The organism is Streptomyces sp. NBC_00440, from assembly GCF_036014215.1.
Lineage (GTDB): Bacteria > Actinomycetota > Actinomycetes > Streptomycetales > Streptomycetaceae > Streptomyces.
Window position 1 is genome coordinate 4,689,619 of the sequence record NZ_CP107921.1, and the last position, 12,400, is coordinate 4,702,018.

General features: G+C 70.7%; 11 protein-coding genes. 3 read left to right on the plus strand and 8 right to left on the minus strand.

The genetic code is table 11. The features are described 5' to 3' along the window. Positions 1–51 precede the first annotated feature (51 nt). Both OHB13_RS21125 and OHB13_RS21130 read right to left on the minus strand, forming a co-directional pair. The gene (locus OHB13_RS21125; protein ID WP_328378141.1) at positions 52–1,272 is read right to left on the minus strand and encodes an amidohydrolase family protein; all 1,221 of its coding nucleotides are present in this window, start codon (positions 1,270–1,272) and stop codon (positions 52–54) included. Positions 1,273–1,313: 41 nt separating this feature from the next. Next, positions 1,314–2,144 carry a GntR family transcriptional regulator gene (locus OHB13_RS21130; protein ID WP_328378142.1) on the minus strand — a complete coding sequence of 277 codons (831 nt, stop codon included), beginning with the start codon at positions 2,142–2,144 and terminating at the stop codon, positions 1,314–1,316. Between the two features lie 262 nt (positions 2,145–2,406). Between OHB13_RS21130 and OHB13_RS21135 the strand changes: the two genes are divergently transcribed. Then, complete coding sequence (locus OHB13_RS21135) at positions 2,407–2,937, plus strand: 2'-5' RNA ligase family protein (RefSeq protein ID WP_328378143.1); 531 nt, start codon at positions 2,407–2,409, stop codon at positions 2,935–2,937. Between the two features lie 98 nt (positions 2,938–3,035). Here the strand turns inward: OHB13_RS21135 and OHB13_RS21140 are convergent, their stop codons facing one another. The 3 genes from OHB13_RS21140 to OHB13_RS21150 all read right to left on the minus strand — a co-directional run bounded on the left by OHB13_RS21140 (position 3,036) and on the right by OHB13_RS21150 (position 4,564). Further along, positions 3,036–3,773 (minus strand): DUF4232 domain-containing protein, encoded by a 738-nt coding sequence (locus tag OHB13_RS21140; protein ID WP_328378144.1) that lies wholly within the window; start codon positions 3,771–3,773, stop codon positions 3,036–3,038. Between the two features lie 72 nt (positions 3,774–3,845). After that, positions 3,846–4,391: a DUF4232 domain-containing protein gene (locus OHB13_RS21145; protein ID WP_328378145.1), complete on the minus strand. Its 546-nt coding sequence runs from the start codon at positions 4,389–4,391 to the stop codon at positions 3,846–3,848. A gap of 50 nt (positions 4,392–4,441) precedes the next feature. After that, a complete protein-coding gene (locus tag OHB13_RS21150) occupies positions 4,442–4,564 on the minus strand; it encodes a hypothetical protein (protein ID WP_266854572.1) in 123 nt (40 codons plus the stop codon). 147 nt (positions 4,565–4,711) lie between these two features. Here OHB13_RS21150 and OHB13_RS21155 point away from each other — a divergent pair, with 147 nt between their 5' ends. Then, positions 4,712–6,133, plus strand: a complete 1,422-nt coding sequence (locus tag OHB13_RS21155) for a helix-turn-helix domain-containing protein (protein WP_328378146.1) — start codon at positions 4,712–4,714, stop codon at positions 6,131–6,133. Positions 6,134–6,151: 18 nt separating this feature from the next. Here the strand turns inward: OHB13_RS21155 and argS are convergent, their stop codons facing one another. Continuing rightward, entirely contained in the window at positions 6,152–7,936 is a 1,785-nt protein-coding gene (argS, locus tag OHB13_RS21160; protein WP_328378147.1) for an arginine--tRNA ligase, read from the minus strand. A 149-nt stretch (positions 7,937–8,085) separates the two neighbouring features. On the opposite strand from argS, the gene lysS reads away from it, so the two are divergent. After that, positions 8,086–9,894 (plus strand): lysine--tRNA ligase, encoded by a 1,809-nt coding sequence (gene lysS, locus OHB13_RS21165; RefSeq protein ID WP_328378148.1) that lies wholly within the window; start codon positions 8,086–8,088, stop codon positions 9,892–9,894. Positions 9,895–9,981: 87 nt separating this feature from the next. Here the strand turns inward: lysS and OHB13_RS21170 are convergent, their stop codons facing one another. After that, entirely contained in the window at positions 9,982–11,484 is a 1,503-nt protein-coding gene (locus tag OHB13_RS21170) for a DUF2637 domain-containing protein (protein WP_328378149.1), read from the minus strand. Positions 11,485–11,624: 140 nt separating this feature from the next. Beyond that, positions 11,625–12,335, minus strand: a complete 711-nt coding sequence (locus OHB13_RS21175; protein WP_266854566.1) for a DUF3558 domain-containing protein — start codon at positions 12,333–12,335, stop codon at positions 11,625–11,627. Between the last annotated feature and the right edge of the window lie 65 nt (positions 12,336–12,400).

Sequence of the window (12,400 nt, forward strand, 5' to 3'; positions counted from 1 at the left end):
CCACCACCTGGTGGACGGGCCCTGCCCGTATCCGGTCGCGGGTGCGCCGGGTCAGCCCACCAGCTCCAGGCCGTCCGCGACGACCCGGCCGTCATGCAGGACCGTACGGTCGGAGCCGCGGTCCATGACGGCGGACGTCACCGTCTCGCCGTCCACGAGGAGCAGATCGGCGCGGTCGCCCACGGCGAGGCCGGGGCGGTCGGCGACCGACGTCAGACGGGGCAGGCTCCCGTCGAGGATCGCGGCGCCGCCCAGGCTCGCGACGGCCATGCAGTGCTCGATCAGCTCGTCGGCCCGGTAGCGGTTGGTGAAGGCGAGCTGCCAGGTGCGGTCCAGCATGTCCGCGTTGCCGTACGGCGACCAGTAGTCGCGCTGGCCGTCCTCGCCAAGACCGACCCGGACCCCGGCTGCCGTCAGGTCGGCCAGCGGCAGCGCGTGGTGCTGGGCCGGGGCGATCGTCGCCATCGCGATGTCCAGCTCCGCGAACTCCTCGATGAGACGCCGGGTCGTCGCCTCGTCGACGCTCCCCAGGTCGTACGCGTGGGACAGGGTCACCTGGCCCGCCATGCCCAGCGCGCGCACCCGCTCCAGGATCAGGTCGACGCTGAACACGCCCAGCGGACCCGGCTCGTGGAGGTGCATGTCGATGGGGGCCTGGTGGCGCTCGGCGAGTTCGAAGACGATGTCCAGGTGGCGTACCGGGTCGCGGTCCAGCGTGCACGGGTCGATCCCGCCGACCACGGCCGCGCCGGAGGACAGCGCCTGGTCCATCAGCTCCGGTACGCCCTTCTCCCGGAGCAGACCGGCCTGCGGGAACGCCATGATCTCGACCTCGCAGCGGTCGGCATGGGCCTCCTTGGCGGCGAGAACGCCCTCGAAGCGCTCAAGGCCGGAGTCCGCGTCGATCTGCGCGTAGCTGCGGACCCGGGTGGTGCCGCGCTCGATCATGCGGCCGAGGGTGTGGGTGGCGCGCTCGGCCACGGTCCACTCGTCGTCGCGCCAGTGGGCGCGGTCGTTCATCGTCATGGCCCAGACGCCGGGGGCGCCGGTGTGCGGACGGAACGGCAGTCCGATGCGGGTGGCGTCCAGATGGCAGTGGACGTCCGAGAAGGACGGCACGGCGAGCCTGCCCCGGCCCGCGACCACCTCGCCCGCCGCGTCGCCCGTGGTGGGGCGGGCCGGGTCGTGCGGGGTCAGCGCGGTGATCGCGCCGTCCTGGATCTCCAGGTCGCAGGGGGCGCCGCCCCAGGGACGGACGTTCGTGATCAGCATCCGGTGTCTCTCCTTGTTCGGTACCGGGTGCTGCCGGCCGGTCATTCGGCGGGCAGCACCCCGGCCAGCGTTGCCAGCGAGGGGCCGCGGCCCCTCTCGATGTGCGCGTAGACGAGGGCGTCGGCCAAGTCGGGATTGCCGGCGTGGATCGCGGCGCAGATGTCCTTGTGCTCGGAGCACTGGACCCGCGGGTCGAGACCGCCGGTGAGGGTGAACAGCCACTGGACCAGGCCGAGTGAGGGCTGGAGGGCCGTCCGGAGCAGGCGGTTGCCGGTCATCGCGACGATCTCGGCGTGCAGGGCGGTGTTGGCGGCCGTGATCTCATGCACGTCACCGCGCCGGGTGGCGTCCTCGGCCACCTCCATGAGCTCGCTCAGCCGACCGCCGCCCCGTCCGGCCGCGCATACCTCGGCGGCCCTGCGGGCGGCGAACACCTCCAGGCTGAGCCGCAGGTCGAACAGTTCGGCCACATCGCGCAGCGAGAGATTCCGTACGGATGCGCCACGGCGGGGGGAGATCTCGACCAGCCCTTCCGCGGTGAGCCGGGTGAGCGCCTCACGGACGGGGATGCGCGACACCCCCAGGTCATCGGAGAGTTCGCGCTCGCGCAGCCGGGCGCCCGGCGGGTACTGACCGGAGATGATGCGGGCGCGAATGGTCCGCTCGGCGTGGGTGACGTGCGACGCACCGGTTTCGGGTGATTCGTTCGGCAAGGCGTCTCCTGGAACGGCGTGGCTGCTGCGGGAACAGGTCGGCGGCGCCACGGCCGCGCAGTTCTCGCGGCCACGGTGCGCCGCGCGCATTCTCCCGGAGGCGGCCCTGCGCTGCGGCACGGCGCCCTGGGAACGGGTGCCGCGGCGGCGGGTGCGCATGGAGCCTCCTGCGGGGTGCGGTGTCCGGAGCGGGCCCAGCCGGACGGCCGTCAGCGGCGGAGACGAGGCGACATTAGCATTCGGCATACCAAATGCGAATTGCCCTGTCTGTTATGCGGAGTTCATGGCATTTACTCCAGCGAGGAGTGAGTGATCCGGAGGGTCTTTTCCATCTGGGTATACCAATGCGGTCGAGGGTGAGCCGATGTCGCGCTGTCCGCTGCTGTGGCAGTGTGGCGTCCTCCCTGAGGACGGAGTGGACATGTACCAGGCGGGCGACACAGCTCTGGTGATCACGGTGCCCGAGGCCGAGCCCGTGGTCGGTGGCTGGCGCGAGCGGTTCGACCCCATGGCGGCGGACGGCATTCCGGCGCACCTGACCGTGCTCTATCCGTTCCTGAGGCAGGACCGCATCGATCAGGACGTACTCGGCGCCCTGGCCGGGCTGTTCGGCGGGCATCGCGCATTCGACGTGAGCTTCCGGGAGTGCGGGCGATTCCCCGGGCTGCTCTATCTGGCCCCCGAGCCGGACGGACCGATCCGGGCGCTGACCCGGGCGGTGCACGGACGCTGGCCCGAAGCACCGCCGTACCGGGGCAGGTTCGGTGATCCGGCGCCGCACGTGACGATGACACAGGGGCAGGATCCCGCCGTACTGGACACGGTCGAGGCCGATGTGCGCGACAAGCTGCCGTTCGGCGCAGCCGTACGCTCCGTCCAACTGGTCGCCTACGACGGCACGGTGTGGAGCAGCCGGGCCGACTTCCCGCTGGGCGGGCAGCAGCCGTCCTGAGGTGACCCGGGACGCCGGAACGCCCTGGCCGCCGGGGGAGGGGGCCAGGGCGCGTCATGGTGCCGGAGCAGTGGGCCGGGGCCCGGTCGAGCGGTCGGTCACTGGAGCGCGGCGGCCTCGTCCGACTGCCAGTAGGTGACCATCGAGCTGTCGGTCAGGGCGATTCCGGAGCCGAACGCGGTGACCGTGTCCTGGCCGTCGATCGGGCCCATGTCCCTGCCGCGCAGACCGATGGTGAGGACCTTCTCGCGGTGCTTGTCGGCGCCGCTCGGCAGGCTGATCGCGGCGTACCCGGACTTGCCCGGGGCGAGGGTGACCACTGCCTGCGGCTTGCTGTGCTCGTTGGCCCCGATGGCTGACTGCGCTCCGGGGTAGCCCACGGTCGGGAAGCCGTACAGGTCGCAGCTGCTGCCGGAGGCGTTCGTGGCCTTGAGGAGGACTGCGGGCAGGGTGCCGCCCGTATCGGCCAGCGAGATCTTCACGGAGCCGGTGGTGCAGGCGCCGCCCTTCGCGGCTGCGGCACCGCTCGTGCCCGAGGCCGACCCGGACCCGCCGCTGTTGCCCCCCGAAGCCCCGGAGGAGCCCGAAGTCCCCGAGGCGTCCTGGCCCTGCGCGGAGGAACCGGTCTTGCCCTCCTTCGCCGCGGACACGTCGGCTGTCTTCTCCGCGGACGAGCCCGAGGCCGGGGAGCCGGACACCGAAGAGCCCGCGCCCTTGCCCCCGTTCGGGGAGTCGGCGGCGCTGCTTCCGTTCGTACCGCAGGCCGCGGTGGCGAGCACGGTCACCCCGGCGACGGCGAGGAAGGTGAGGGCGCGACGAGTACGGCGGATACGCATGGGGGGTTCCTTACGGGATTCGGTGTGTGGGGCCAACGGGTCTGTCAGGCTGCGCGGCTGTCCGCCGGGTGGTTACCAGATGAGCGCGTCGGCCGCTGTGGACTGCCAGTACGAGACGGCGGCGGAGTCGTCGACCCAGGTCTTGGCGGGCACCTTGGGGAAGGCCGTGGGGCCGACCGAACCGGCCATGGCGCGGCCCTCGAAGTTGAGCGACATCTCCTTGGACAAGTGGCCGCCGCTTCCGGCGCCGTCACCGCCGGAGGTGAGGACACTGGCGTACGCCGACTGGCCGGGCTTCAGCGTGACGACGGCCTGCGGCCGGCTCTCGTCCAGAGTCCAGACGGTCGACTGCGGGTGGTCGAAGCCGATGAGCGGGGCGCCGTAGGAGTAGCAGGGGGTCTTGCCCTTGTTGGTGGCCTTGATCAGCAGGTGGTTGATGGGGCGGCTGACCGTGGAGACCGAGATCTTGGTGTTGGCGGGGGTGCAGGTCACGGTCTTGGCGGCCTTGGCCGGTGCCGCGCTGGCGGTGGCGGCCGATACGCCGGTGAGAGCGAGTGCGGCGACCAGGCCGGTGGCGGCTGCGGCGGTGATGCGGGTGATGCGGGTGCTCATGTTCATGGTGGCTGTTCTCCCCGTGGTGGAGTGTGGGTGAGCGCCGGTGTGCGCCCTCAGAGGTATGCGATGAGAGTGACGACCGTGGTGATGGAAGCGGCCAGTACGACGAGAGCCAGCCCGTCGACGAGACCGGGGCTCAAGCCGCGGCAGGTTCCGTGCCGGAGGCGGTTGAACACGAACTCAGCTTGGCGGGCGGCCTGTTCCGGCCACAATCGTTCCCGGGCCATTGGGGACACTGGAACGCCGGCGCGTACTGTGACCTGGAGGGATGGAACGCCCCTGGAACGCTTGCCTGGGACGTGGAACGAGGGGGAACAGCGGCTGTGGGCTCGGAGACCGAGGAATTCGCCACGCTTCTCCGGGAGCTGAAGGAACGCTCCGGACGCAGCTACGGCGTCATCGCGGGGAAGCTCCACATGAGTACGTCCACGGTGCACCGGTACTGCAACGGTGACGCCGTCCCGACCGAGTACGCGCCGGTCGAGCGGTTCGCACGGCTGTGTGCGGCGACTCCGGAGGAACTGCTGGCGCTGCACCGGCGGTGGCTGCTGGCCGACGCGGCGAGACGACGGCCCAAGGACACGGCCCCGGTCGCGGTGAAGCCGGAGGTGACGGCTCCGGACGTGAGGGGTTCGGGAGCAGGCACTTCGGAAGCCGGAGTTCCGGAAGGACGGGGCCCGGACGTAGGAGTTCCGGAGGTACGGAATCCGGAGGTGCGGGATCCGGAGGTGCGGGATCCAGACGTACGGAACCCGGAAGTGGCGGGTCCCGATGCCGTGGGGCCGGAGCTTCCCCCTGCCACGCTCGGGACGGACCGGGCGCCCGCCCCGTCACGCGGGAACCGCCGCCGCTGGCTGATCGGGGCCGCCGTGGTCGCCGTCGCCGCCGTGGCCGTACCCGTCGCCGTGACGCTGCGCTCCGACGACGCGTCCCATGTCAGCGCGGTCGCCGGCGGAAAACCGGTGCCCCCGGCGGGCGAGTCCCTGCCCGGGAGTCCGTCGCCGCGGCCGTCCGGCTCCGTGTCCCCCTCACCCTCTCCGTCCCGTACCGCTTCGTCCACCCCTGCGGCCTCCCATCCCGCACCGGACGCCGGTGACCTGGGCGCCGACGGCCGCAGTACCCCCGCCGTACCGCTCACGGTGAACGTCCGGCCGTACGTCTGGGACGACCAGTGCAGCCAGTCGTATCTGGTGGACCGGCCGGCCGCGAAGATGCCGCCGCCCCCGGCCGAACAGGATGCCGCGAGCTGGGCCACCGCGCTGGGCGGTGTCTCCAGCGGCGGTGCGCGCATCGAGCTGTCCGTGCAGGGCAAGACGGCGGACGCGGTGGTGCTGCAGGCCCTGCATGTGCGGATCGTGGGCCGTCACGCGCCGCTCGCCTGGAACTCGTACGCGATGGGCGACGGCTGTGGCGGCGGGCTCAAGCCGGCCGGTTTCGACGTGAACCTGGACGCCGGTACCCCGCTGACGGAACCGGCCGCCGGGGTGCAGGGCGACCGCAAGATCCCGGCCACCGACTTCCCGTACAGGGTGTCATCCAGCGATCCGCAGGTCCTGGAGATCAAAGCCAGTACGGCGGCCCACGACGTCAGCTGGTACCTGGATCTCCAGTGGAGCAGCGGCGACCGGCACGGGACCATCCGTCTGGACGACCACGGCAAGCCGTTCCGCGCGAGCAGCGTGCAGGGCCGGCCCCGGTATGTGCACCCGCTCGGCGGGGACACCTGGGAACCGGCCCTGCAGTGATGCGCGGCCCGCGCGCTGCTACAGCCGCTCGGGCGTCCGGATGCCCAGCAGCGCCAGGCCCTGGTGCAGGGTGCGCGCGGTCAGCTCGCAGAGGAACAGCCGGTTCTCCACCTGCTCCGGGGTCCCGGCCTTGAGGACCGGGCACTCGGCGTAGAACGTCGTGTAGTGCGAGGCCAGCTGGTACAGATACGCGGCCAGCTTGTGCGGCTCGTACGCGGCGGCCACCTCGGCGAGGACCTCAGCGAACTGGTCCAGGTGCAGCCCCAGCGCGCGCTCCGCCGGTGCCAGTTCGAGCTCCGGGTGCGCGGCCGGCTTCGCCTCGCCCGACAGCCGCAGGATCGACTGGATACGGGCGTACGCGTACTGGATGTAGACGCTGGTGTCGCCGTTGAGCGACACCATCTGGTCCAGGTCGAACTTGTAGTCGCGGGCCGCCGACGTGGACAGGTCCGCGTACTTCACCGCGCCGATGCCGATCTGCGCGCCGTTCTCGACGATCTCGGCCTCGGTCAGCCCGACCTTCTCGTTGTTCTTCTCCCGTACGACGGCCGTGGCGCGCTCGATCGCCTCGTCCAGGAGGTCCACCAGCCGCACCGACTCGCCCGCCCGGGTCTTGAACGGCTTGCCGTCCTTGCCGAGGACCGTGCCGAACCCCAGGTGCACGGGCTTCGCCTCGCCGTCGCCCGTGTCGAGCCAGCCCGCCCGGCGGGCCGTCTCGAAGACCATCTTGAAGTGCAGCGACTGCCGTACGTCCACCACGTACAGCAGGGTGTTCGCCTTGAGGTCCTGCACCCGGTTGCGGACCGCCGAGAGGTCGGTGGCCGCGTAGCCGTAGCCGCCGTTCGTCTTCTTCACGATGAGCGGGACCTGGTTGCCGTCCGGGCCCTTCACATCGTCGAAGAAGACGCAGAGCGCGCCCTCGGACCTGACCGCGACACCCGACTCCTCCAGGAGCCGGCAGGTCTCCTCCAGCACGTCGTTGTAGCCGGACTCGCCGACGATGTCCGCGTCGGCGATCTCCATGTCCAGCTTGTTGAAGACCGAGTAGAAGTAGATCTTCGACTCGTCCACGAACCGCTGCCAGTGCGCCAGCGTTTCCGGGTCCCCGGCCTGGAGGGCCACCACCCGGTCCCGCGAGCGCGCCTTGAACTCCTCGTCGGAGTCGAAGACCGCACGCGACGCCTTGTAGAGCCGGTCGAGCGAGGACATGGCGGCCTCGCCGGCCTCCTCGCCCCCCTCGTGGTCCAGCTCGTGCGGGTGCTCGATCAAGTACTGGATGAGCATCCCGTACTGGGTGCCCCAGTCCCCGATGTGGTGGCGGCGGATCACCGTCTCGCCGCCGAACTCCATGATCTTCGCCATCGCGTCGCCGATCACGGCCGACCGCAGATGCCCGACGTGCATCTCCTTCGCCACGTTCGGCTGGGCGTAGTCGATGACCGTGGTGCCCGCCTGTGCGGCGTACGGCACACCGAGGCGCGCGTCGGCGGCGCGCGCCGCGAGGGTCTCGGTGATCGCCCGGTCGGTGAGCGTGATGTTCAGGAAGCCGGGGCCCGAGACCTCGATCTCCTTGATCAGGTCGTTCGCCGGGAGCGCCGCCGTGACCGTGGCCGCCAGCTCGCGCGGATTGCCCTTCAGCTTCTTCGCCAGGGCCAGGATCCCGTTGGCCTGGAAGTCGGCCCGGTCACTTCGGCGCAGCAGCGGGTCCGCGGCACCGGCATCCGGCAGAGCTGCCGTCAGGGCGTCCGCAAGGTGCTGCTGGAGCGTCGAAGCGAGGGAATTGACCGAGACTGGCTCAGGCATGGGGCCGACTGCCGTTTCCATAGAGGTACAGGGGATCAGGCCAAGTATCCCATGGCCGTACCACGGCCTGGAAAGCCGTTTTCGCTCTCCAGGACGGACCTGGGAGAATGGCAGTCGCCCTTGCTTGAAGGCGTACGAGAAAGAAGGACGTGCCGATCGTGGCTCAGAGCACCGAGACCGACTGGGTCTCCCGTTTCGCGGACGATGTCATCGCCGAATCGGAGCGCCGTGCCGCGGGCGCGAAACACTCTGGCGCCGACGCACCAGTGGTCGTCGTCGCGTCCGGCCTCTCGCCGTCCGGCCCGATCCACCTGGGCAACCTGCGCGAGGTGATGACCCCGCACCTGGTCGCCGACGAGATCAGGCGGCGCGGTTACACGGTGCGCCACCTCATCTCCTGGGACGACTACGACCGGTACCGCAAGGTGCCGAACGGCGTCCCCGGTATCGACGCGTCCTGGGCCGAGCACATCGGCAAGCCCCTCACCTCGGTGCCCGCCCCGGCCGGGTCCGCGTACCCGAACTGGGCCGAGCACTTCAAGGCCGCCATGGTCGAGGCGCTCGCCGAGCTGGGTGTGGAGTACGACCCGATCAGCCAGACCGAGCAGTATCTGGCGGGCACCTACCGCGAACAGATCCTGCACGCCATGAAGCACCGCGCCGACATCGACGCCATCCTGGACCGGTACCGCACCAAGAAGGACCCGGCGAAGCAGGGCGCTGCCGACGGCGCCGGTGGCAAGAACAAGAAGCAGCAGGGCCAGAAGCAGGGCCAGAAGCCGCTCGACGAGGCCGAGATCGAGGCCGCCGAGGGGTCCGGCGCCGCCGACGAGGACGACGGCAGCAGCGGCGCCACCGGCTACTACCCCTACAAGCCCTACTGCGGCGCGTGCGAGAAGGACCTCACCACGGTCACCTCGTACGACGACGACACGACCGAGCTGTCCTACACCTGCACCGCGTGCGGGCACTCCGAGACCGTCCTGCTCAGCGAGTTCAACCGCGGAAAGCTGGTCTGGAAGGTCGACTGGCCGATGCGCTGGGCGTACGAGGGCGTCGTCTTCGAGCCCAGCGGCGTCGACCACTCCTCGCCCGGCTCCTCCTTCGTCGTCGGCGGACAGATCGTCCGCGAGATCTTCGACGGCGTGCAGCCGATCGGGCCGATGTACGCGTTCGTCGGCATCAGCGGCATGGCCAAGATGTCGTCGTCCAAGGGCGGCGTGCCCACCCCGTCCGACGCGCTGAAGATCATGGAGGCACCGCTGCTGCGCTGGCTGTACGCGCGGCGCCGGCCCAACCAGTCCTTCAAGATCGCCTTCGACCAGGAGATCCAGCGGCTCTACGACGAGTGGGACAAGCTGGAGACCAAGGTCGCCGACGGCTCGGCGCTCCCCGCCGACGCGGCCGCGCACACCCGCGCGGCCCGCACGGCGGAGCGTGAACTCCCGCGCACCCCGCGCCCGTTGCCGTACCGCACGCTCGCATCCGTCGCGGACATCACGGCCGGGGCCGAGGACCAGACGCTGCGCATCCTCAGCGAACTGGACCCGGCGAACCCGATCGCCTCGCTCGACGACGTACGCCCCCGGCTCGACCGCGCCGAGAACTGGATCACCACCCAGGTCCCGGCCGAGCAGCGCACCCTGGTGCGCGCGGAGCCGGACACGGAGACCCTGGCCGCCCTCGGCGACCAGGACCGTGAGTCGCTGCGGCTGCTCATCGAGGGTCTCGACACGCACTGGTCGCTGGACGGTCTGACGACGCTCGTCTACGGCGTACCGAAGGTCCAGGCCGGTTTCGAGCCGGATGCCAAGCCCACCCCGGAGCTGAAGGTCGCGCAGCGCACCTTCTTCGCCCTGCTCTACCAGCTGCTGGTCGGCCGCGACACCGGGCCGAGGCTGCCCACGCTGCTGCTCGCCGTCGGCGCCGACCGGGTGCGCAAGCTGCTCGCTGCCTGACGGAACGGTACGGCGAAGGGCCGCTGCCCCGGGGACGTTTCCCGGGGCAGCGGCCCTGGTGCTTTCCGTGCTTTCCGTGCAGCCCGGTTACGCGATGTGCTCCGCGTCCAGCTCCTCCGCGTAACGGTGCTGGAAGCGGGCCAGGTACGGGCGGAGCGAACTGTCGCTCAGGGTCTCGCTGTTGCGGCCCGTGACGCCGTACAGGTCCTTGAGGTACCGGCCGAACTGACGCACCGTCGGGACCTCGTTGTTCTCGCTGATGAACTTCCGGTAGGCCCCGAAGTACGCGTCCTCGCGGGACACGTCCTCCGGCAGCCCCTGCACCTCCGGGCTGTCCGCCTCGGTGGTCTCCGGGGTGCCGGTGGTCTCGGTGACCGCGTCGGCGGGGTGCGACTCGGCGCGCGGCCCGGGGATCACCCCACCGAGGGGGCGCGAACCGCCCGCGCCGGTGGGGACCATGACCTGTGCGGGGTCGGGGGAGCCGGCGGCGTCCGGCCGGTCGTACTGCTGGGGCTGCTGGGTCTGGTCGTACTGCTGGGCCTGCTGGGGATCGCCGTGCTGCGGGCCGTGACCCTGCGCGTACGGGTCGTCGTACCCCTGCTCGTAACCCTGCCGGTACTCCTGCTCGTAACCCGGCTCGTAACCCTGGTCGTAATCCTGCGGGTACTGCTGGTCGTACGCGGGCTCGTACGCCGGGTCGTAGGTGCCCGTGTACGCCTCCTGCGAGACCTGCGGCGCGGCGAACCACGGGCTCTCGTGCGTGGTCGGCGGCTCCTGCTCCCGCGCCTGGCCGGTGGGGCCCGGCGGGACCGCTGCCTCCGTCGCGGCCGGTGCGGGCGCGGCGGCGGGGCCCGCAGCAGTGGTCCCCGCCTCCAGGGCGGGCACCGGGGACAGCAGCACCGGTTCGATGCCGGCCGCGGCCAGCCCGGAGGAGGCCGTCTCCGCGAGAGGGACCCCGTACCTCGCCAGCCGCAGCGGCATCAGCGACTCGATCGGCGCCTTGCGCCGCCACGCGCGCCCGAACCGGGCCTGGAGCCGGGCCTGGTAGATCAGCCGGTCCTGTTCGAGCTTGATGACCTCGTCGTACCTGCGCAGCTCCCACAGCTTCATCCGGCGCCACAGCAGAAAGGTGGGGACCGGTGCGAGCAGCCAGCGGGTGAGGCGCACGCCCTCCATGTGCTTGTCGGCCGTGATGTCGGCGATCCGGCCCACCGCGTGGCGTGCCGCCTCGACGCAGACCACGAACAGCACCGGGATCACCGCGTGCATCCCCGTCCCCAGCGGGTCGGGCCAGGCCGCGGCGCCGTTGAACGCGATCGTCGCGGCCGTCAGCAGCCACGCGGTCTGGCGCAACAGCGGGAACGGGATACGGATCCAGGTCAGCAGCAGATCCAGTGCGAGCAGCACACAGATCCCCGCGTCGATACCGATGGGGAAGACCGTCGAGAAGGAGCCGAAGCCCTTCTCCTGGGCGAGTTCGCGCACGGCCGCGTAGGAACCCACGAAACCGATCCCGGCGATGATCACCGCGCCCGCGACGACGAGCGCGATGAGTATCCGGTGCGTGCGTGTCAGCTGCATCGCGGCCACCCGCGGTCCCCTCCTGAATTCGACATCCGGCGGGCACAGCCTGGCACATGTGTACGGACGGCGTTGCGCGGGTACGCCCGGAGCCCGGTCCCCGAGGGGGCCGGGCTCCGGAGGCGGGTTCCCGAAAAGGCTTGCGGGGGCTACTTGTTGGCCGAGGCCACCGAGGCGACCGCAGCCTTGGCCGCCGTCTGCGCGCCCTTCGACATGTCGTCGGCCGAGGGGGACTTGAGGCCTTCGTAACCGGCGCCGTTGTGGTTGACGACGGTGACGACGTTCTCCGAACGCGTGATGACCACGGCGTAGATGAAGTCCGCGTCGGTCTTGCGCTGTTCGTAGGTGACGGTGGTCGCCTCGTTGCCGATGCCCGGTGTGGTCACCGTCTTGACGCTCTTCGCGCCGTCCGTCGCCTTCACGTCGGCCACTGTCTTGGCGTACTGGTCCTGCGCGCGCTTCTGCCCGCTGCCGAGGACGGAGTCCGAGCCGAAGCGCAGATACGAGACGGAGAGCCAGCGGTACTGGGAGCCCTTGGTGCCCTTGCTCTCCAGGCCGTTCCAGGAACAGCCGGCGCGGGCCGACAGGTCGGTCGACTTATCCGCGGTGCCCGACTTGTCCTTCGCCTTGGGGACCAGGTCCGAGACGGTCTTCGCCGGGATCGACTTACAGGCGTCGGGCAGCTTCGGGTACACCGCCTTCGCGACGGTCGGGGACGCCGACGCGCTGGGCGCGGGGGAGGAGCTGGAGTTCTTCTTGCCGCTGGAGCCGGAGTCCGATGAGCAGCCGGCGACGACGAGCATCACGGGGACGGCTGCACAGGCGAGAAGGCGGGTGAGTCGCGGGGCTGATCGGTGCATGGTTCCTTCGCTCAGGTGTCGTACGGGGCGTACCGGGCGTACGGGTCATATATGTCGTTTGTGTG

What these genes read in the sequence shown, in the direction of transcription:
- OHB13_RS21145 (WP_328378145.1), bottom strand. Translation starts at nt 4,391, where the DNA reads ATGAACATGAGCACCCGCATCACCCGCATCACCGCCGCAGCCGCCACC.
- OHB13_RS21175 (WP_266854566.1), bottom strand. Translation starts at nt 12,335, where the DNA reads ATGCACCGATCAGCCCCGCGACTCACCCGCCTTCTCGCCTGTGCAGCC.
- argS (WP_328378147.1), bottom strand. Translation starts at nt 7,936, where the DNA reads ATGCCTGAGCCAGTCTCGGTCAATTCCCTCGCTTCGACGCTCCAGCAG.
- OHB13_RS21140 (WP_328378144.1), bottom strand. Translation starts at nt 3,773, where the DNA reads ATGCGTATCCGCCGTACTCGTCGCGCCCTCACCTTCCTCGCCGTCGCC.
- OHB13_RS21130 (WP_328378142.1), bottom strand. Translation starts at nt 2,144, where the DNA reads ATGCGCACCCGCCGCCGCGGCACCCGTTCCCAGGGCGCCGTGCCGCAG.
- OHB13_RS21125 (WP_328378141.1), bottom strand. Translation starts at nt 1,272, where the DNA reads ATGCTGATCACGAACGTCCGTCCCTGGGGCGGCGCCCCCTGCGACCTG.
- OHB13_RS21135 (WP_328378143.1), top strand. Translation starts at nt 2,407, where the DNA reads ATGTACCAGGCGGGCGACACAGCTCTGGTGATCACGGTGCCCGAGGCC.